Origin of the sequence: Calidifontibacillus oryziterrae (assembly GCF_000331575.1) — a bacterium.
Classification (GTDB): Bacteria; Bacillota; Bacilli; order Bacillales; family Bacillaceae_J; genus Calidifontibacillus_A; species Calidifontibacillus_A oryziterrae.
Genome location: NZ_KB223527.1, coordinates 1,347,202 through 1,368,916, shown reverse-complemented (window position 1 = coordinate 1,368,916; position 21,715 = coordinate 1,347,202). Strand labels below are relative to the sequence as shown.

Annotated in this window: 18 protein-coding genes, 1 other RNA gene and 1 riboswitch; of the genes, 13 read left to right on the top strand and 6 right to left on the bottom strand. The window is 35.5% G+C overall.

Annotated features, from left to right (window positions below; all coding sequences use genetic code 11):
* Positions 1-12: 12 nt before the first annotated feature.
* From secG to D612_RS0115270, 7 genes are all read left to right on the top strand, one after another.
* Positions 13-246, top strand: coding sequence for a preprotein translocase subunit SecG (secG, locus tag D612_RS0115295; RefSeq protein ID WP_017756364.1), 234 nt, complete (start codon positions 13-15; stop codon positions 244-246).
* 386 nt (positions 247-632) lie between these two features.
* Positions 633-1,379 (top strand): alpha/beta hydrolase, encoded by a 747-nt coding sequence (locus D612_RS0115290; RefSeq protein WP_017756363.1) that lies wholly within the window; start codon positions 633-635, stop codon positions 1,377-1,379.
* 145 nt (positions 1,380-1,524) lie between these two features.
* Entirely contained in the window at positions 1,525-3,816 is a 2,292-nt protein-coding gene (gene rnr, locus D612_RS0115285) for a ribonuclease R (protein ID WP_017756362.1), read from the top strand.
* Positions 3,817-3,980: 164 nt separating this feature from the next.
* Entirely contained in the window at positions 3,981-4,709 is a 729-nt protein-coding gene (locus D612_RS19780; protein WP_017756361.1) for a hypothetical protein, read from the top strand.
* A 203-nt stretch (positions 4,710-4,912) separates the two neighbouring features.
* Positions 4,913-5,380 (top strand): SsrA-binding protein SmpB, encoded by a 468-nt coding sequence (gene smpB / locus D612_RS0115275; protein ID WP_017756360.1) that lies wholly within the window; start codon positions 4,913-4,915, stop codon positions 5,378-5,380.
* Between the two features lie 398 nt (positions 5,381-5,778).
* Positions 5,779-6,138, top strand: a transfer-messenger RNA (tmRNA) gene (gene ssrA, locus D612_RS19125).
* A 403-nt stretch (positions 6,139-6,541) separates the two neighbouring features.
* A complete protein-coding gene (locus D612_RS0115270; protein WP_017756359.1) occupies positions 6,542-7,693 on the top strand; it encodes an ISL3 family transposase in 1,152 nt (383 codons plus the stop codon).
* 136 nt (positions 7,694-7,829) lie between these two features.
* On the opposite strand, the gene mntR is transcribed toward D612_RS0115270, so the two are convergent.
* The 4 genes from mntR to D612_RS0115250 all read right to left on the bottom strand — a co-directional run bounded on the left by mntR (position 7,830) and on the right by D612_RS0115250 (position 11,537).
* Complete coding sequence (gene mntR / locus D612_RS0115265) at positions 7,830-8,249, bottom strand: transcriptional regulator MntR (protein ID WP_017756358.1); 420 nt, start codon at positions 8,247-8,249, stop codon at positions 7,830-7,832.
* A gap of 154 nt (positions 8,250-8,403) precedes the next feature.
* Positions 8,404-9,210 carry a zinc transporter ZupT gene (gene zupT, locus D612_RS0115260; RefSeq protein WP_017756357.1) on the bottom strand — a complete coding sequence of 269 codons (807 nt, stop codon included), beginning with the start codon at positions 9,208-9,210 and terminating at the stop codon, positions 8,404-8,406.
* 502 nt (positions 9,211-9,712) lie between these two features.
* Entirely contained in the window at positions 9,713-10,198 is a 486-nt protein-coding gene (locus D612_RS0115255; RefSeq protein WP_017756356.1) for a QueT transporter family protein, read from the bottom strand.
* An 8-nt stretch (positions 10,199-10,206) separates the two neighbouring features.
* Positions 10,207-10,251, bottom strand: a riboswitch (PreQ1 riboswitch).
* Between the two features lie 266 nt (positions 10,252-10,517).
* Complete coding sequence (locus tag D612_RS0115250) at positions 10,518-11,537, bottom strand: DUF1646 family protein (protein ID WP_017756355.1); 1,020 nt, start codon at positions 11,535-11,537, stop codon at positions 10,518-10,520.
* A gap of 435 nt (positions 11,538-11,972) precedes the next feature.
* Here D612_RS0115250 and D612_RS0115245 point away from each other — a divergent pair, with 435 nt between their 5' ends.
* Complete coding sequence (locus D612_RS0115245) at positions 11,973-12,566, top strand: DedA family protein (protein WP_017756354.1); 594 nt, start codon at positions 11,973-11,975, stop codon at positions 12,564-12,566.
* 414 nt (positions 12,567-12,980) lie between these two features.
* Positions 12,981-14,852, top strand: a complete 1,872-nt coding sequence (locus D612_RS0115240) for an LTA synthase family protein (RefSeq protein WP_017756353.1) — start codon at positions 12,981-12,983, stop codon at positions 14,850-14,852.
* Between the two features lie 102 nt (positions 14,853-14,954).
* Here the strand turns inward: D612_RS0115240 and D612_RS0115235 are convergent, their stop codons facing one another.
* Complete coding sequence (locus D612_RS0115235) at positions 14,955-15,335, bottom strand: spore coat protein (protein WP_017756352.1); 381 nt, start codon at positions 15,333-15,335, stop codon at positions 14,955-14,957.
* A 12-nt stretch (positions 15,336-15,347) separates the two neighbouring features.
* Positions 15,348-15,632 (bottom strand): ferritin family protein, encoded by a 285-nt coding sequence (locus tag D612_RS0115230; RefSeq protein WP_017756351.1) that lies wholly within the window; start codon positions 15,630-15,632, stop codon positions 15,348-15,350.
* A 397-nt stretch (positions 15,633-16,029) separates the two neighbouring features.
* Between D612_RS0115230 and D612_RS0115225 the strand changes: the two genes are divergently transcribed.
* From D612_RS0115225 to D612_RS0115210, 4 genes are all read left to right on the top strand, one after another.
* The gene (locus D612_RS0115225) at positions 16,030-16,803 is read left to right on the top strand and encodes an electron transfer flavoprotein subunit beta/FixA family protein (RefSeq protein WP_017755015.1); all 774 of its coding nucleotides are present in this window, start codon (positions 16,030-16,032) and stop codon (positions 16,801-16,803) included.
* 16 nt (positions 16,804-16,819) lie between these two features.
* The gene (locus tag D612_RS0115220) at positions 16,820-17,794 is read left to right on the top strand and encodes an electron transfer flavoprotein subunit alpha/FixB family protein (RefSeq protein WP_017756350.1); all 975 of its coding nucleotides are present in this window, start codon (positions 16,820-16,822) and stop codon (positions 17,792-17,794) included.
* Between the two features lie 490 nt (positions 17,795-18,284).
* The gene (locus tag D612_RS0115215) at positions 18,285-20,336 is read left to right on the top strand and encodes a sigma 54-interacting transcriptional regulator (protein ID WP_017756349.1); all 2,052 of its coding nucleotides are present in this window, start codon (positions 18,285-18,287) and stop codon (positions 20,334-20,336) included.
* Positions 20,326-21,705: a CoA-binding protein gene (locus D612_RS0115210; protein ID WP_017756348.1), complete on the top strand. Its 1,380-nt coding sequence runs from the start codon at positions 20,326-20,328 to the stop codon at positions 21,703-21,705. Before D612_RS0115215 ends, D612_RS0115210 begins: the two co-directional genes overlap by 11 nt.
* Positions 21,706-21,715 lie beyond the last annotated feature (10 nt).

The following is a 21,715-nucleotide window of genomic DNA, read 5'->3' as shown; positions in this document are numbered from 1 at the left end:
GGAGGTATAGCAATGCATGCAGTCGCTGTAACGCTGTTAATTATAGTATCTATTTGTTTAATAGTCGTTGTATTATTACAATCAGGAAAAAGCGCGGGCTTATCAGGTGCGATCTCTGGTGGTGCAGAGCAGTTGTTTGGTAAGCAAAAAGCACGCGGAATGGATGCAGTCTTCCATAAGATTACGATTGTTTTAGCAATTTTATTCTTTATTCTAGCAATCGCTGTAACCTATCTTGAAGTTTAATTTAATGAGAGCATAATAAGCAGCAGGCGGATGATGCCTGCTGCTTTTTTGCTTATTATACATAGGTTTTGTGCAAACTATAAGATATACGAAAGTTGAAGTAGGTTGAGCATCCCGACTGAAAGTTTAGTCATCTCGATTATGAGTTGGGCATCTCGTCTATAAGTTAGGGCATCTCGTCTATAAGTTAGGGCATCTCGTCTGTAAGTTGGGACATCTCGTCTGTAAGCTGGGACATCGTAGTAGTAAGCTGGGACATCCTACCAGTTAGATTGATTTGAATTGCAATTGAATTGTCATACTACTTACTAGTTCCATGCATAAATGTTATCGGTTACCCTATGCATTCACTTATTCCTTCATTAAAGAAAAGGAGTTCAATCTTCATGAAAATGATCGTGCCAAAGCCATTTACATTTGAAGCAGAAGCAAGTGATCGAGCCGTTCTCTTGCTCCATGGTTTTACTGGGCATACAGCAGATGTTAGAATGCTAGGCCGTTTTCTTGAAAAGAAAGGCTATACTTGTCATGCACCTCTTTATAAGGGACATGGTGTGCCACCTGAACAATTGGTTCAAACAGGTCCTGATGATTGGTGGCACGATGTAGTAATCGGTTATCGTCACTTAAAGGACATGGGGTATGAAAAAATAGCAGTTTGCGGTCTTTCCTTAGGGGGAGTGTTCTCCCTAAAATTAGGTTATACTGAGCCAATAAAAGCAATAATTCCGATGTGCGCTCCAATGTATATCAAAAGTGAGGAAACAATGTTTAAAGGGATTTTACAATTTGCTAGAGAATATAAAACGCAGGAAGGAAAATCCAGTGAGCAAATTCAAGCTGAAATGGAGCGGTTTGAAAAAACGCCAATGAATACTTTATCTGCATTACAACAGTTTATCGAAGATGTCAGAAAACATGTTGATCACATTTATGCGCCCACTTTCGTTGTTCAGGCGCGGCATGATCACATGATAAACCCCGAGAGTGCCAATATTATCTTTAATGAAGTCCAAGCAGATATGAAACATATCAAGTGGTACGAACAATCAGGGCATGTAATAACACTAGATAAAGAAAGGGACGAGCTACACGAGGATATTTATCAATTTTTAGAAAAAGTAAATTGGTGAATTCAGATCGGGCTTTCGGACTCTTAACCAAACCTATCAAACAAAATTTTAATTCAATTTAATTTAAGGAAGATAGTTGACTTATTACTTAGGAATACAGTCTAATCAATATTTAAAGATGTAAATTTAGTAAGGAGTGAATGAAATGAGTCAAGAGCATATTGAACGTTTGTTATCATTTATGCGTGAAGAAACATATAAGCCGCTTACAGTAAAAGAACTAGAAGAGGCTTTTGGGGTTGAAGATTCAAGTGAATTTAAAGAATTTGTAAAAGCTCTAGTGACTATGGAAGAGCAGGGTCTTGTCATCCGTACAAGAAGTAACCGGTACGGTGTACCTGAAAAAATGAACATGGTCCGTGGTAGAGTTATTGCGCATTCAAAAGGATTTGCCTTCGTTGAACAAGAGGATAAATCTTTAGATGATATATTTATTCCACCTTCGGAAATGAGAAGTGCTATGCATGGTGATATTGTCCTTGCTCGTATCGATAGTCGACCTGGCAAAGGTCGTCCCGAAGGGGCAATTGTTCGTATTATTGAACGTGGTGTCAAACAGTTAGTAGGTACATACGTTGATAATAAACATTTTGGATTTGTTATTCCAGATGACAAGCGAATTGTAAGCGATATATTTATTGCCACTGAAGCAAAAAATGGAGCCGTTGATGGCCATAAGGTTGTTATAAAATTAACAAAATATCCAGAAGGACGCATGAATGCTGAAGGAGAAATTATTGAAATCCTAGGACATAAAAATGATCCAGGCATTGATATCCTTTCGGTTATTCACAAGCACGGCTTACCTGGTGAATTTCCACCAGAGGTTATGGAACAGGCAAATGAAACACCGGATGAAATTGACCCAAGTGAATTAAAAAATCGACGTGATTTGCGCGATCAAATTATTGTTACAATAGATGGAGCGGATGCAAAAGATTTAGATGACGCTGTAACGGTAACAAAATTAGAAAATGGGAATTATAAATTAGGTGTGCACATTGCGGATGTATCCCATTATGTAACCGAAAATTCATCGATTGATAGGGAGGCTTTAGAGCGTGGTACGAGCGTGTACCTTGTTGATCGTGTTATACCGATGATTCCCCATCGGCTTTCAAACGGAATTTGTAGTTTGAATCCACAGGTTGATCGTCTAACAATGTCCTGTGAAATGGAGATAAGTTCTCAAGGACAAGTTGTCAGCCATGAAATTTTTCAAAGTGTTATTAGAACGACTGAGCGTATGACGTATTCAGATGTAAATAAAATTTTAGTAGATAAAGACGCTGATGTTTTGGCAAGGTATGAACCAATAGTTCCAATGTTTCAACATATGGAGGAACTGGCTGAAATTCTTCGAAAAAAAAGATTTGAACGTGGCGCGATTGATTTTGACTTTAAGGAAGCGAAAGTACTTGTCAACGAAGAAGGAAAGCCAACAGATATCGTTCTGCGTGAGCGTTCCGTTGCTGAGCGCCTAATTGAAGAATTTATGCTAGCTGCCAATGAAACGGTTGCCGAGCATTTTCATTGGATGAATGTGCCGTTTATCTATCGAATTCATGAAGAGCCAAAGGCTGAAAAATTATCAAAGTTTTTTGAGTTTATAACAAACTTTGGTTACGTAGTAAAAGGATCGGCGAACGAAGTGCATCCAGGTGCGCTCCAACAAATTTTGGAGGATGTTAGAGATACACCGGAAGAAACGGTTATTTCTACAGTTATGCTACGCTCAATGAAGCAAGCCCGCTATGAAGCGGAAAGCCTTGGCCATTTTGGATTGTCAGCTGAGTTTTATACTCATTTTACATCGCCGATTCGTCGCTATCCCGATTTAATTGTTCATCGACTTATTCGCACCTACTTGCTCGAGAAAAAAGTTGATGAAGGAACAAGGCAGTCTTGGCAAGAGAAACTACCGCTTATTGCCGAGCATGCTTCTAACATGGAACGAAGAGCTGTTGATGCAGAGCGTGAGACAGATGATTTGAAAAAAGCCGAATATATGTTAGATAAAATCGGTGAAGAGTACGATGGTATCATTAGCTCCGTTACAAATTTTGGGCTTTTCGTCGAGCTTCCTAATACAGTAGAGGGCCTAGTTCGCGTCGGCTATTTGACTGATGATTATTACCATTATGATGAAAGTCAATATGCAATGATTGGTGAACGGACAGGTAACATTTTTAGAATTGGTGACGAAATTACCGTTCGCGTCATTAATGTTGACAAGGACGAACGCATTGTTGACTTTGAAGTTGTTGGAATGAAAGGATCAAGACGCCCAGAACGCAAACAAAAGCCAAAGGTTATTCATAGTCGTGGCAAAGGCAAGTCTAATGGTGATAAAAAACAAAAAAGTGGCAACAAGAAAAAACAGGAAAAACCGCAATACAGAAATATCGGTAAAAAGAAAAAGAAGAAGAAAAAGTGATAGAGTGTTTGTCATGGTAAAATGAAATAAATGAGAACAGAGGACCTTTACCTTGAAAGTGGTAAAGGTCTTGGATATTATCTGTCGTTATACTCAATGGAACGATCGTTGATGGTGGATGAAAGTGATTTATACGCATACGCGCAAGAGCATCATTTGAATCGTTGTTCGTAGACAAGGCCGATTTAGTATCAGCAAAACTCGCAGGAATCATTTTACGTGACGATAAAAGCGATTTAGTATCAGCAAAACGCGCAGGAATCACTTTACGTGACGATAAAAGCGATTTATTATCAGCAAAACGCATTGAATTCATTTTACGTGACGATAAAAGCGATTTATTATCAGCAAAACGCGGTGAAATCATTTTACGTGACGATAAAAGCGATTTATTATCAGCAAAACGCGCTGAAATCATTTTACGTGACGATAAAAGCGATTTAGTATCAGCAAAACGCATTGAATTCATTTTACGTGACGATAAAAGCGGTTTATTATCAGCAAAACGCATTGAATTCATTTTACGTGACGATAAAAGCGGTTTATTATCAGCAAAACGCATTGAATTCATTTTACGTGACGATAAAAGCGATTTAGTATCAGCAAAACGCGCAGGAATCACTTTACGTGACGATAAAAGCGATTTAGTATCAGCAAAACTCGCAGGAATCACTTTACGTGACGATAAAAGCGGTTTATTATCAGCAAAACGCATTGAAATCATTTTACGTGACGATAAAAGCGATTTATTATCAGCAAAACTCGCAGGAATCATTTTACGTGACGATAAAAGCGGTTTATTATCAGCAAAACGCATTGAAATCATTTTACGTGACGATAAAAGCGATTTATCATCACCAAAGCATGATTTGTACGACATTCATGATAGATAGTAACGAGTTAACATTCATCGTTGCTAGTTTATTCATTTTGATGGTTGCTTTAATATAATACCCGTAGCCTAATTGCTACTGATGCTTTTTTCAGCAATATTAGCGTATATTAAATGGTGGTTAATTAACAATTTGATACATCATTAACTCATTTGGTATAGTAAAAGTAAAGTTGTTTTGGTTGGTGTAGGAGGAGAATCTTTATGCCTAAAGGTGCAGGGAAGGTTATTGCGCAAAATAAAAAAGCATATCATGATTATTTTATCGAAGAAACATACGAAGCAGGGATCGTTCTTCAAGGAACAGAAATTAAATCAATCCGCGCTGGACGAGTGAATTTAAAGGATGCGTACGCGAGAATTCATAACGGGGAAGTATATTTAATTGGAATGCATATTAGTCCGTATGAACAGGGGAACCGCTATAATCACGATCCGCTCCGTGAAAGAAAGTTGCTTCTTCACCGCAAAGAAATTAGCAAGCTTATTGGTGAAACGAAGGAAATTGGTTATTCACTTGTTCCGTTAAAGCTTTATTTGAAAAATGGTTATGCAAAGGTTTTGATTGGTCTCGCAAAGGGTAAGAAAAAATATGATAAGCGCGAGGATATGAAAAAGAAAGAAGCAAAACGTGAAGTCGAGCGTGCATTTAGAGAAAGACAGAAAATGTAACGCAGAGAATATATAATAACACAGAGAATATATAATAACGCAGAGAATATATAATAACGTAGAGAATATATAATAACGTAGAGAATATAAATAGAAGCAAGTTGGATCTAATGCAACTCAACTTAAGTTGAGTTTGTATTTTAATAAATCACTTATTTTTCATTGGTGTAACTTTGTCATTATTACAACGACGATATTATAGGGATAATAATAAATTCAATCCTAGACCTACTAGGACAAATTGTAAAATACTAGTGAATTACTCTTTTATTAGCAGTTGAACGTAGCTGCTGATATGTTATAATTAAACACGTAAGCTAATTGAATAAGTCAACAAGCTAAATCTATCTCATAAGTAATTTTTTTAATCATAGTAGCTCTTTCTCTATTTTATATATGGGGACGCTACGGATTCGACAGGGATAGTTCGAGCTTAAGTGGCGAGTCGAGGGGATCGGCCTCGTTAAAACGTCAAAGCCAATAACTGGCAAAGAACAAAACAACTTCGCTTTAGCTGCCTAATAGGCACTTAGCGGTTCCTCCCTCCATTGCCCATGTGGTAGGGTAAGGGACTCACTCTTAGTGGGCTACGCCGGATTCCGCAGTCTGAGGATGAAGGAAGAGAACAATCAGACTAGCGATTTGGACGCCCGTCGATAGGCAGAAAAAATCGCGAAACACTAATATATCGACTACACTCGTAGAAGCTTAAGTGCCGTTATTTCTGGACGTGGGTTCGATTCCCACCGTCTCCACCAATACATAGTTGGTGGTTTTTTATTTTGCTCGATGAGACTTCAACCATAAATTTTCGCAACATGAAAGCTTATGCTTGAAAATTTGCGAAATATTATAATTGATATTTAAAAGGAAGAGAAAACAAAAAATAGAACACTTATAGGAGTACAATTCGCAGGCTCTATAATTTTTGGTGTTGGTGGTTAAACCAGCACCAATTTTTTTACACAAAAAAGAGACATGTGACAAAACTCTGGTAAAATGTAATCGCCAAACCACATTTTAAAAGGAGTAATGTTACATGTCTCATCATAATTCTATACTAATTTACTAAATATAAAAGGTAATAGTATCCTTTTTGATGAAAATTTTTGTTCTGAAGAAACGATAAAAGGAGTTAAATCAAAGGTTTTTCATGGCACTTTGACTTATCAGCCAAAGGCTTGTTACAAATGTGGTCATGTTTTTGATGCTCGCATTATTAAACATGGTTTTAAAACTTCCTTCATTAAAATACCTAGTGTATCTGGTTTTGATACATACCTAAATCTTCGAAAACAACGATATTTCTGTAAACATTGTCAATCAACTTTTATTTTACAAACCGATGTGGTTGATAAAAACTGTTGTATCTCCAATAATACGAAATCGGCAATTGCCCTTCAGGCGAAAGAAAAAATATCTGAGAAGGATATTGCGAAAAGTCATAATGTATCTCATTCCACTGTCAGTAGAGTGATTGATAGTTTTTATGCCTACAACAAGCCAAATTATAACTATCTCCCAACACACTTGTGTTTTGACGAGTTTAAGTCAGTAAAGTCAGCGGCTGGTGCCATGTCCTTTATATTTTGTGATTCTGAAACAGGAAAAATTGTGGACATCATTGAAGATCGAAGACTACATGTTCTGAAAGATTATTTCCTGCGTTATTCAAAACAGACAAGATTCTCTGTTCAAACGATTGTGATTGACATGTATAGTCCTTATATATCATTGATTCAAGATGTTTTCCCTAAAGCTAAGATCATCATTGATAAGTTCCATATTATTCAATTATTTAGTCGAGCTTTAAACAAAACTCGAATCAAAGTAATGAATCAAGATAAAAAGCATTATAACAAGTTAAAGAAATACTGGAAGCTCATCCTAAAAGATCAAACAAAAATTGATTATACCAACTATACGTACCATCGTTGCTTTAGAAAGCTAATGCGTGAAATTGATATCATTCATTATTTATTAAAGCTTGACCCAGAATTAAAAGCCTCATATGAGCTATATCATGACGTGCGTTACTGCATGAAAAACAAAGACTTTGAGCTTCTGAAGAAGGCTTTAGTTACCAAATATATGAGCGTTTCTAGCTATATGAAAACGGCCATCAATACAATTAGGAAATACATAAACTATGTGGGGCACACCCTTACATACGATTATAATAACGGTGTTTTAGAAGGTATTAATAATAAAACTAAAGTAATTAAGCGAATCGCATTTGGTTATAGATGTTTCTACCATTTCAAAAATCGGATTCTCATTACCCAAAATTTAGCGACAATAAAAAGAGCTTAGAGGAAATAAACAACCTCTAAGCTAATTGATTACATTTTACCGGCTAATGTCAATAAAATTATTCACCAATACCATTTGACAAAGAACCAAAAAAAGAACCATCAAATAGAATGGTTCTTTCAAAAGTTTCAAGCAATTATTTCTTCTCACTGTTTTGCAGTTCTTTTAAATACTTCTCGAAATCTTTATTATTTTCCAGGTATTGAACAAGGTCGCCGATGCGGTCGATTGAATTCCAGCTTAAATGATGCTCGATCCCCTCTACGTCTGTATAAATATTTTCAGCTTTCACACCGATTAATGTTAAAAATTGCTCCAGTAGCTCATGTCGGTAAACTAAGCGTTGGCCGATTTTTTTTCCTTTTGCAGTAAGGACAATGCCTCTATATTTTTCATAAATGAGATATTCATCCTTATCTAGCTTTTGGATCATTTTTGTTACGGAAGAGGGTTGGACACATAAATTTTCAGCAATGTCGGAAACCCGTGCATATCCTTTTTGATCCATAAGTATATATATTTGCTCAAGATAATCTTCCATACTAGGTGTAGGCAATGATAATACCACCTTTTAACTTCAGTGTCCTTTTATTATACGTGAGTAAAAATGGGCAGACAAGCATCGATTAGTAATTATGCAAATGGCAATTATTTTTTTATTCGCATACACGTAAGATTTTTATTTATCGAAAAGAACGTACTATCCAGCCTTAAATAAATAATAACAAACTTAATGCCATAACACCCATGCCGCCTATTAAACCATAAATAGAAATATGGGCCTCGTCATATTTTTTAGCTGCTGGCAGAAGTTCGTCTAAAGAAATAAAAACCATTATCCCTGCGACACCAGCAAAAATAATCCCGAACACTATATCATTTAAAAATGGCAGTAGTACAAAGTATGCGGCAAGCGCGCCAATTGGCTCAGATAGGCCAGATAAAAATGAAAGCTTGAATGCTTTTTTCTTATCTCCTGTAGCAAAATAAACAGGGACAGACACCGCGATCCCTTCCGGAATGTTATGAATCGCAATAGCGATTGCGATGGCGACACCGAGAGCTGGATCTTGTAAGGCAGATGCAAACGTCGCAATCCCTTCAGGAAAGTTATGAATCCCGATAGCTAGAGCTGTAAATGTGCCAATTTTCAAAAGCTGTGTATCCTTCGTTATGTCAGGTTTATTCATGTCCTCTACTTTTTTAAGTTCATGAGGATTCCCTTGCTTTGGAATAAATTTATCAATTAATGCAATTAAAATCATCCCGCCGAAAAATCCTGCCACTGTCAGCCAGTTCCCTAATCCTTCACCGATTGCTGAAACAAGTGCATCCTGTGCCTTTACAAAAATTTCAATCATAGAGACGTAAATCATAACTCCTGCAGAAAACCCAAGAGCTAGTGATAAAAATTTTGTATTAGTAGAAGATGTGAAAAAAGCAAGAACACTACCAATCCCCGTTGCAAGACCTGCCATCAAAGTTAATCCAAAGGCTAGTAGTAAATTCTCAGTCATTCTTAATTATAACCTCCTTAATTTAACAACCATGTTTACCATACATAAAAGTATTAAACTAACAAAACAATGTTTCCTTGAGGAAACTTGTAAATTATTGTATGCGAGAAACGAACAGTTGTAAACTAAAATTTTTAAAATTTTTTTAACTCAAATTCTCATGTATTCCAATTTTTCTATATTAACTGGACAATGGTTCCGTTATTTGTCGAAGAAGGTTTATTTTTCAAATTTATCGGACATGAGATCCGCTATTTATTTAGTTTAAGGCAGTTTCCTTATGATTATTAAGAAATAACGGAACTGATGTCCGGAATTAATGTTAAAGTGCAGAAATTTTAGGCAATAACGGAACTGATGTCCGTAAAAATTTTTTGCCATATAAAAAAAGCATTTGGAACACATTCACAAATGCTTTTCAAAAATTAATACAGTTCTAATGTTTTTTGATATTTCCTGCGTTTTTTCGGTGGTTTATCCAAATCGTAGTCCGTGCCTAAATCTATAATAACTTTTTAAATCCAATTCGTTTGTTCAGAGCATACATTATTGGGATACCAACAGCCAAAACTACGAACTCACCTGCTGCTGTTGTAAGCCATGTAAACATAAATGGCAAATCAAATGCAAGCTTAAGCTCTAGCGCAATTAAAAACATCATAAACGTAAAAACAACGGTGTTTACAATCATCCGTTTCCAAATGCTTGTAATAAAACGGCTGCAAATAATTGTAATTCCTAATGAAAGCACCGAATGGGCCACTCCAAAAATTAAGTCATAGGCAACCATTGGTGAAAAAAATAAATTTGTTAAAAATACGCCCAGCACAATTCCAAAAAAATATTTCTTGTTAAACACAACAAGATGGTTAAACATTTCAGAAACTCGAAACTGAACCTGGGTAAACCCAAATGGTTGGATAAGCATGGACACAGCAATATAAAGCGCTGCTAAAATTCCATTACCAACAAGCACTCTTACTTTCATATTAAATTCGCTCCTTAGTTTTTTTTCGTGGGATGGTTTCGAACCACGTTGAGTAACAATTTACTCAAGGACTTTATTTTATTACATAACGATACGTGATTCAATAGAAACTTATTACAAGGAACCAATGAAACTTCAATTGTCTCGTGTTCAATATTCCGAACTTTCAATGCATAATTCACGCTTTCATTTCACATTCCACCCTTCACATTCCCGTTTACGGTTTCACATTCCGCCCTGCATATTCCACTCTTCTAGCTCAATAGAAACTGAAACAAGCATCAGCCATAAAAAATCCCAAGGGCAGGGAACCTACCGCTTAGGATGAAAATACTAAAATACAAAAATATAGAATCATTAAAACAATTCCAATTGGAACGCCGACAACTGCCCATTCTTTACTAGTCATTTGGAGTTTACCTGCTGCAATGATGTTAGGGATGTTCCCGGGGATTAGCATACCACCACTTATAAGTAGACCAAGTAAAATTGCTTCAATTGTAAAGTGGTCCATGACTTGGCTTATTTCTGTTGCCGCAAGTGTCGCATTATCCAATACAGCTGAAATCATATTTACCCAATATAGTAGCAATGGGTCTAATCCGAGCAAATAACGATTAATCAGGGGTTCAAAGCCACTTCCAAGAAAGGTTAATCCCATTACAAAAAAGTAAATTCTTAAAGAACGAATAACAATATCTTCATACTTCTCGATGTTAAGTTTCTTCTGGAAAGAGGCAAGATTTTTTTTGGGTGGATGTACTAATAATCCTGCTAGCAATCCGAATATCAATATGGCTGCAATAATTTTTGTACCAATTAACCGCAAAAGGATGAAGAAGTCACCATGAAGTTTACTTACAGCAATGGTTGATAATGGTTCTCCAAGTGGTGTTAATGCTGCACCAAGGCCGATCGAAAAACAAGTAATGACAACAAAACGAACTTCAGAGTCGCGATCAAGATGAAGTGAACTAGCAATCATGACAAGTACAAGGGAGGCGATAATAGCGGTAATTAAACTAGAAATGAAGCCTAGAGTGATGACGACAATACATATAAAAAGCCGAAACGGAATGATCCTGCTCATACGAGTTACTGATTTTTCTAACGGTTGCTGTAGCCATTTAAATAAAAGTCCGGCAATAAATACTGCTAACGTAATTTTAATCGGATTACTAGCGGCCTTAACAAACAACGGCCCATCGAATACACCACTTATTAATGCAGCAATAATACCCATAATAAATAAAAATACTTCTAGATTTTTCTCAACGGCTTTAAGCGTAAATGGAAATAACAGGACAAGAATAAAGACAACGAACAACGCAATTATCATGATCATACTCCAATTTTTTTTCAAGTTTGTTAACGGAACAAGACTAAACAAATTAGCATTACGAAATACACACATTTCGAGATGTAGAATTGCCCATCGATTTTATTAGATGTGGCTCCATAATAGATTCATATGCAAATAAGCGGACAAACTTGCCTATAAAAATCACAGTCATATTTTTATATGAAGAATCATAAATAAATAGAGGTTGACCCAACAAATGTGACAAGCACAGGTGGTCAATCTCTTATTTTTTCCTTAAGTTAGTTTAACTTTGTAAATGGACTAATTATAAGGCTCTGTTAAACTTGTCTGTTGATTAACGAAGCCAATTATAAAAAAACATTGAATTTTTCCATTTTACTTGTGAATTCGCGTTTTTCTTATTCATGTAAAGGTAACCTTCATTTTTCCTATAGTAATGGGGGAGCAATTATGGATGAGTTCATCTTAATATTTTTAAATAGTTTAGCTAGCCTTGGTTACGTTGGAATTGCTGTTGGCCTCATGATTGAAGTCATTCCGAGTGAAATTGTACTTGGATATGGGGGTTTTTTAGTCTCGCAAGAGAAAATAAACTTCTTTGGAGCAGTAATTGCTGGAACAATCGGGGGTACCTTTGCACAGTTGTTTTTATACTGGGCGGGCTTCTATGGTGGAAGACCATTTTTGCTAAAGTACGGAAGATACATTTTTATTCGTGAAAAACACATTACAATAGCTGAAAAATGGTTTGAAAAGTACGGACCGGGTGTAATATTTACGGCGCGGTTTATTCCAGTCGTTCGTCATGCCATTTCAATACCTGCTGGGATAGCCAAAATGTCATGGCAAAAGTTCACCTTCTATACGATTAGTGCAATTGTCCCTTGGACGGTTTTTTTCTTATATATAGGTGTAAAGCTTGAAGAAAATTGGCAGCACATTGATGAGGTTGCCGCACCTTATATTGAACCTGTTATCATTACATCAATATTTTTTACAATTGGATATATTGGTATGAAATTAATTAGAAAAAGTGGGAAATAGGTTCAAACTTTTGCTAAGTCACTAAATTCCCAGAGCGGCAAACAGGAAATGGGTTTGCTTTTTTTTGTTTTTTTAAAATTTGAGGAGTATAATTGATTGTTAGAATTAGATCATTAGGGAAATATTTACATTGGGTAGGGAAATATTTACATTAGAAAAAATGAAACTTTTCTTTTTGAAAATCGTCTATAAATATGTAATTTTTTGTCGGTGAAAAACAAAGGAGTTGAAATGGTTATTATTGGTAAAAACTAGAAGTAACTAACAAATTTACTATAATAAATTGTTGCATGTTTAGATGAATCGTAGTAAGATACATTTCATTGAGCTATTTTTTTACAATGATTTTATAATGATATTTTATTGAAATTTAAATAAAAAAACTTGCTTTAAATTATGTAAGGGGGAGATTAAATGAAAGTACTAATAGATAAAATAAAAAGCTTTCATTTAAATATAGACCAGAAGTTTCTTGGAGTAGCAATATTATTTCTTTGGTTAAAATCATATATTGTAAGTCGATTTATTTTTGATTTACCGCTGGAAAATGCGATTGAAGAGTTTATTTTGCTAATCAATCCAATTAGCTCTGTGTTGATTTTATTTATTGGAGCGTTGGTGATTAGAAGAAAGTTGAGTAGACAAGGCATTTTTGTTTTAAGCCTACTTTTTACTTTTTTACTGTATGCAAATTTAGTGTATTACAGGTTTTTTAATGATTTCATTACAATCCCTGTATTGTTTCAGGTTCAAAACTTTGGAGACTTAGGTGGAAGTGCCAAAGGATTAATGAATCCTTGGGATCTTTTGCTGTTTGTTGACTTATTTATACTTTCATTCTTCGGACGAAAAAAAGGGATTAAGTCGATTGTAGTTCCGAAGCTTGCTAGAAGATTTTTAGTTGTTGCTGCGGCAGCGTTACTTGTCTTTAATGTTATGCTTGCTGAAACACAACGGCCACAGCTATTAACAAGAACGTTTGACCGTGAAATGCTTGTCAAATATCTCGGGGTATATAATTACCATGCTTATGATTTATTCATGCATTCCAAAGCATCCGCTCAAAGGGCGTTTGCGGAGAGCAGTGATATTATCGAAGTAGAGAACTATGTAAGTGATGGTTTCGATGAGGAAAATGAATTTACAGGTATTGCAAAGGATAAAAACGTAATCTTAATTTCAATGGAGTCACTTCAAGATTTCGTCATTAATTATGAAGTGGAAGGTCAAGAAGTAACGCCGTTTTTAAATCAACTTGTTAAAGAAAGTTTTTATTTTACAAATTTTTACCAGCAAACAGGTCAAGGGAAAACATCAGATTCTGAGTTTTTAGTTGATAATTCATTGTATCCATTATCACGTGGTGCTGTATTTACAACGAATGCACAAAATACGTATAAAGGCTTGCCGGCAATTTTAAATGAAAATGGCTATGCTACTGCATCGTTCCATGGCAATAATAAAAGCTTTTGGAATCGTGATTTAATGTATAAAAATTTAGGATATGAATTTTTCTATGATGAAACATATTTTGAAGTAAGCGAAGAAAATTCAGTGAATTATGGCTTAAAGGATATTCCTTTCTTTGAACAGTCTATTCCGAAGTTACAAAATTTAAAGCAGCCATTCCATGCGAAATTTATTACACTAACAAACCATTATCCGTTTGTTCTTGATGAAGAGGATATTATGATTCCGACGTTACAAACAAGTAGCGGAACTGTTAACCGATACGTACAAACCGTTCGTTATTTTGATGAGGCGTTAAAGCTATTTTTTGAGCAGTTAAAAGAAACCGGATTGTACGACAATTCTATTATTATTTTATATGGGGATCACTATGGAATCTCAGAAAATCATAATCGAGCAATGGAAAGTGTAATTGGTAAAAAAGTAACACCTTTTGAATATTTAAAGCTTCAAAAAGTGCCGTTTATTGTCCATATTCCTGGTATGGATGGCAAGGAAATGACTACTGTAGGTGGGCAAATTGACGTAAAACCGACAATCTTAAATCTACTAGGTATTAAACCAGGTAAAGATATTCAATTTGGTGAAGACTTATTTAATGAGAACCGCAGAGATTTTGCAGTTCTAAGAGATGGCAGTTTTGTAGCGGATTATTATTCTTACACTGAAGGCATTTGCTACCAAAATTGGGATGGCAATCCGACAGAAGATAAATATTGTAGCCAATTAAAAGATTTAGCTGATCATGAGCTTCGTCTATCAGATAAAGTCATTCAAGGTGACTTAATTAGATTCCTAGATGAATTTGAGGAATAAAACAAAATATACTTTGAGTTTTATTTAAAGGCATGGTGCGATGTTGGACCATGCCTTTTTGTTTTATGTCTTTCTACTATTTGCCTTATGAAAATTTTTCATTCATTGCATTGTATTATTGTTGTAGGGGAATTGGGTTGAATAGCCCTGAAATTGCTGATAATCCTGCTGTAGCTTTTGCTGTGGCGCCGCTTCAATACTATACCAACCCTTTTTAAACATTAAATTATAAAAATTTCGCTGGCAGTCTTGTGTTTCCTTGAAAATCATTGATAAATCTTGATATAAACTTTCATGACTTGCTTCATTTAATACAGTTGAATAGGAATCTGTCATATATTTTCCGGTGGCAAGCATATCATTTGCGAAATCTCGATCATTCATTTGTGGTGTTTCTGGCACTTGTGTTTTGGGGTTTTTGATTCGATTAGGATTTTGAGATTGGCTTAGTGCCTGATTCTGGTTTTGATTTTGATAATTCATATGTGGACCTCCTTATTGAATTTGGCCAGTTGGTTGATTTGGATTTTGTAAATGACTTAATATTTTTTGATAGTGGCGCTGGTGCATTTGTCCAGCTTTGTCAAGCTCGGCTTTAACCTCAGGATCGGTGCATTGTGCTGCATAAAAGTGCGCCTTTTTCATCGCAAGTAAGTTCCAGGAAAGCATATCCTTCAAATAAAGCTCATCCTTCGTTGAAATTATTGTTGGCGGGCGTTCCATAAATGTTTGTTGATTTAAAGTTCCCTGTAATGATTGCATATTTTGTTGCTGCTGCATGTAGATTCCTCCTATGTTATTTGATTTTAGATTAGGTTACTACTTAAAAATATAAACAAATTATTTTCGTCCGTATTTTTCCACGAAAGCCTTCAGGATATTCAACTTTTTTCAGACCATCGCTTCTATTCAATGTACAAAGTCAAATAATTTTTCAAATGCAAATGACTCTTGTTTGAAATGTGGCATAAAAATTGCATATAGAACATAGTGAGGAATGAAGAAGATGGGGGGAAATGATTAATGTTTAGTTTTCGGTTTGAAAAATTGGTGGGTGGATGGGTAGGAAATTTTAAATCAAATTAATAAAAAGAATCAGTACAACTTCCAATGAATAATTACTGAGTTAAGGATTATCAGTAGGGCTTAAATATGAGAATAGCGAGGGTGAGTAGTTATGAAAATTTTTGTTATCATGAAACGAACATTTGACACAGAAGAAAAAATTGTAATAAACAATGGCAAGATTAGTGAAGATGGTGCTGAATTTATCATTAACCCATATGATGAGTATGCAATTGAAGAGGCGATTCAGCTAAAGGATAAACATGGCGGGGAAGTGACTGTTGTAACAATTGGTAATGAAGACAGTGAGAAAGAGCTACGTACTGCGCTAGCTATGGGAGCAGACAAGGCTGTTCTTATCAATATTGAAGATGATATTGAAGATGGGGATCAATTTACAACGGCAAGTGTACTTGGAGAGTATTTCAAAGGACAAGAGTATGATATCATCCTAGGCGGAAATGTGGCGATTGACGGTGGTTCCGGTCAGGTTGGACCTCGCCTTGCAGAAGCATTACAAATCAATTATGTAACAACGATCACAAAGCTCGATATTAATGGCAATACTGCGGTAATTGGCCGTGATGTGGAAGGAGATAGTGAAGTGGTGGAAGCATCACTACCACTGCTTGTTACTGCACAACAAGGCTTAAACGAACCACGATATCCATCTTTACCAGGCATCATGAAGGCGAAGAAAAAGCCTTTAGATGAGTTGGAGCTTGATGATTTAGATATTGATGAAGATGACGTGGCTGCGAAAACGAAAACACTTGAAATCTATTTGCCACCGCAAAAAGCTGCAGGGAAAGTATTGTCTGGTGAGCTTAATGATCAAGTCAAAGAATTAGTAAAATTACTTCAAACTGAAGCAAAAGTAATATAGGCGGGGGGAGAAAAAGATGGCTAGAAAAGTTTTAGTAGTAGGGGAAGTTCGCGACGGAAATTTACGTAATGTATCATTTGAAGCCATTGCAGCAGGGAAGCTTGTTGCAGAAGGTGGAGAAGTTGTTGCTGTCTTAATGGGAGAGTCTGTTCAATCTCAAGGAAATGCAATGATTCAACACGGCGCAGACCGTGTCGTAGTTGTTGAAAATCCTCAATTGAAAAATTATACTCCAGATGGCTATGCGCAGGCATTGCTGGCTGTTGTTGCATCTGAAAATCCTGAGGGAATGATCATGGGTCATACAGCACTTGGAAAAGACTTATCACCTAAAATTGCAGCAAAGCTTGGGTCTGGTTTGATTTCTGACTGTGTTAATGTTGAGGAAGCAGGCGGGAATATTATATTTACGCGTCCAATCTATTCAGGGAAGGCATTCGAAAAGAAGATTGTTACAGACGGTATTATTTTTGCAACGGTTCGTCCGAACAACATTGCTCCACTGGAAAAGGATGAGTCACGTTCTGGAAACGTTGCATCATTAGACGTTGAAATTAAGGATCTAAGAACAGTAATTAAAGAAGTCGTACGCAAAGCGTCTGAAGGTGTAGATCTTTCTGAAGCGAAAATAGTCGTTGCCGGCGGACGTGGTGTTAAGAGTGCCGAAGGCTTTAAAATGTTACAGGAGCTTGCGAATGTATTGGGTGGAGCAGTAGGTGCTTCACGTGGTGCTTGTGATGCGGAATACTGCGATTACTCATTACAAATTGGGCAAACAGGTAAGGTTGTAACGCCTGATCTTTATATTGCTCTAGGTATTTCTGGGGCTATCCAGCATCTTGCTGGTATGTCTAATTCAAAAGTAATTGTTGCGGTAAATAAGGATCCAGAAGCAAACATCTTCAATGTAGCTGATTATGGAATTGTCGGCGATTTATTTGATGTTGTACCACTGTTAATTGAAGAAATTAAAAGTAGTGTAAGTAGCTAATTTTCTTGAAAAGTCGATCCCATTTTTTGAAAGCCAAGAAGGAATAGGATTCATGTAATGTTCTTCTATCATTGTGATAGATAAACACTGTGATAGACTATCAATTTAATCTATTTAAAGTTAAAGTACCTTACTTTGGTATTGGTTTGTCAACTAACTAACAAACAAACTAATTCCACTAGAAAGGTACTTTTTTATTATTTGCAATATACCCCTTTCTAATTGTAGTTGAAAACAGCGTGTTGCAAAAACGCAACACCTAATTAATGATACGGCGAGAAATCGACAATTTTATACAAAGAACAACAAAGGTTTTCCAACGAATGTTGCCAAAATGCAACAAATGTTGCGAAAATGCAACAAATTTTGGGAACTTTGAATTATTATATAATTTAAGAAGTATTTAAAATATTAGTATTTTTTTAAATATTTTATATTGGCACACTTCTTGCATAATAAAAATACGAGTGATCTCAAAGGGGTATGGATTATGTTGGTGAAAGGGATAATGACGAGAACATCTGCGAAGTTTTACGAAAACGATTTCATTGAAGAAACTGCTAAAAAATTGTTGCGAGATGATATGAAAGGTGGATTGGTATATAGCCTAAAAGGTGCTTTAAAGGGCACATTTTCAGAACGTGATTTGTTAAAAGGTCTTATCAATGGGAAGAAAACTTTAGAAGAGATTTATAACAAGGAACTCCATATTATCAACGAGAATGATGATCTAAAAATAGTTCAATATCTTAAAAACGATGTTTTGCCGGTACAAAATAAAAACAACCATATTACAGGATTTATTACAAAGGAACAATATCTTACGTCCTATTTAAAAGTCACGAAGGTAGAGTTAAGTCATCTAGATGCAATTTTTGACTCTGCCCACAACGGAATTTTATCTATTGATCAAGAAGGCAAAATAACTTCTATTAATCCTGCAGCAGAAAGAATGGCGTTAACAAAGAAAAAGAAGGCTATCGGGAGCTTTTTAACAGACATTGTCCATAATGGCGGGCTTTTACGAGTTGTTCGAACAGGAAAGGGACATTCGGAAAAATATAAAGTAGGCAATCGAATGTATTTATCACATCGTACACCTATTTTTGATGGTGAACAACTTGTTGGAGCAGTTGGAGTATTTCAAGATATCTCTGAAATTGAATTTATGGCTGATGAATTAGAGTCTGTTAAGCAACTGCTAAAAGAACAGGATACAATTTTTAATAATTCTAGTGATGGAATCTGTATTATGGACAAAAGCGGGAAAATTATAAAGAGAAACAAAAGGTTCATTGAAATTTTTCCCGAAAATCAGTTGTCGAATCAAGTACCTGTTTTTTTCAAAGATATTGTAATGGAAGTGTCTAGAAAAGGTAAGCCCTTTAATGTAATGAGAAAAAATCAGAAGAATCAAAATTCCTTAATCATATCTGCGGTTCCTTTAAAAAATAGTAGAAGAATGATAGAACGTATAGTTTTAAATGTTAAAGATATAACTGAAATCGATGCGTTACGAAATGAACTAGAAAAAGCAAAATTCATCCTTGAAAACGTCAATTTATCCAGCAATAAAGATCATTTTATTGCGAATTCGCCAGAAATGATAAAACTTATCGAAACGGTTTACCAAGTTGCTAAAGTAGATGTAACTGTCCTTTTATATGGTGAATCGGGTGTAGGAAAAGAGGAAATAGCTAAACTTATTCAACGATCAAGTAATAGAGCTAACCATCCATTCGTTAAGGTGAACTGTGGTGCAATACCGGAAAGTTTAATGGAATCAGAACTATTTGGTTATGATAGCGGAGCTTTCACTGGAGCCTTAAAGGGTGGTAAAGCTGGATTGTTTGAACAAGCAAATAATGGAACGCTGTTTCTAGATGAAATTGGGGAAATACCTTTGCAACTCCAAGTTAAACTCCTTCGAGTTCTTCAAGAAATGGAGATTACTAGAGTCGGTGGTTCAAGACCAATCAAGGTTGATGTGCGCGTTATTGCAGCGACAAATCGAAACTTACAAGATCTAGTTACAGAAGGAACCTTTCGTGAGGATCTGTTTTATCGTCTTAATGTAATTCCGATATACATCCCCCCATTGCGGAAAAGAACGGAGGACATTCCTCTATTAATTGAAAGATACGCAAGTATATTTTCTGTTAAGTATAATAAGCACCTTAGTTTTTCAAAAAGAGCAATTAGTTCACTCATTAAATATAAATGGCCTGGAAACGTTAGAGAACTAGTAAATATCCTAGAAAGACTTTATGTAACAACAGTTAGTGGTGAAATTCAAGAAGAGGATGTTTTACAAATTTTATATGAAAGAAAGAACCAAGAGGCCGAAAGTAGCAAGGCTATTATAGTAAATCAAGTTATGCCACTAAAGGAAGCAATCGCTGAAGTAGAGAGAGAGCTAATAAGAAAAGCATCATTGACTGAACACTCATATCGTGGAATTGCACGATTATTAGATGTGAATCCATCTACTATCGTAAGAAAGGTAAAAAATATGGAAGGGGATCTTAAGAATGAAAAGTAAATTACAAACTATTGTATCCCCAAAATCTATAGCGATTGTTGGAGCCTCAGATAATTTTCACAAAAACGCTGGTAGAGTAATGGTCAATCTTGAAAAATCAAACTTTCACGGCAGCATTTATTTAGTGAATCCAAAATATGAGGAAATTTCAGGGATTCCTTCCTATCCAAGTGTAGTAGATATTGAAGAAGACATTGATATAGTTTGTGTAATTATTCCAGCTGACAGAATTTCAGAAATAATCCATGACTGTGTAAGGAAGAATGTGAAAAATGTTATGATCCTTAGCTCAGGATTCTCTGAAAATGGTTTAGAGGGAATTGCAAGGGAAAAAGAGTTGAAAGAAATATTAAAAGGGACAGACATAAGTGTCTACGGTCCTAACTCGCCTGGATTTTATCAATTTATTGATAGTTGGGGTATTTCGTTTTCTCCTCGTTTTGAACCGAAAAAATTGGTGAAAGGTTCCGTTGGAATCATTAGCCATGGTGGTAGTTTAGGGAGAGCAGTTCTTGATGCAAATGAAAAAGGGCTAGGCTTTACCTATTGGTTTTCACCAGGCAATGAATTAGATATAAACACAAATGATTGTTTTGAGTTTTTAATTAATGATTCTTCAACGAAAACAATTATTTTAATTGTTGAGTCAATTACAGAGGAAGAACGCTTTTTTCGACTTTTACATGAAGCATACTTAAGGAAAAAACCTGTTCTTTTCTTACCTATTGGAAACTATGAATTATCACGTACTGCTATTAAATATCATCTTGGTAGCACAAATCAAAATGCAATTCCTTGGGAAATTGTAAATCATCCAGGATTTATTAAAGTAGAAAGTCTCGATGAATTAGTTGCGGTAGCTTGGATGTTTGATGCGTATGGAGAGGGGAAGGGAGACCGGACGGTTATCTTTACTTGGGCAGGTGCAACTTCAATATATTTGGCAGATTTATGTTGTAAATATAGCATAGCGCTTGCACCATTATCAGAAGAATTGAAGACTAAAATTTCAAAAATTATAGGAATTAATAAGGTATTTATGAATCCTTTAGATTTAACAACCTATGTTTATGACGATTTAAGGAAACTCACTTCCAGCCTGGATGTATTGTATGACTCAGGTGATTTTGACAATATTATTGTCCCTTTTCCTTTTCAAGTTGACTATGAAAATGAAGTTTTATCTGTCCAAATAAAAAAATTGATGATGGAAAACAGATGTATTTTTATTCCAATTTTCATGTCTCAAGGTTATCAAGATGAAAATGCAACTGAGATTTTGAAAGATACTAAATACCCTATCTTTTTTCATGAGAATACAGCAATTAAGGCATTATCGTCCTATCTTGCATATAACAAGCAAAAATAGGGGAGGGAAG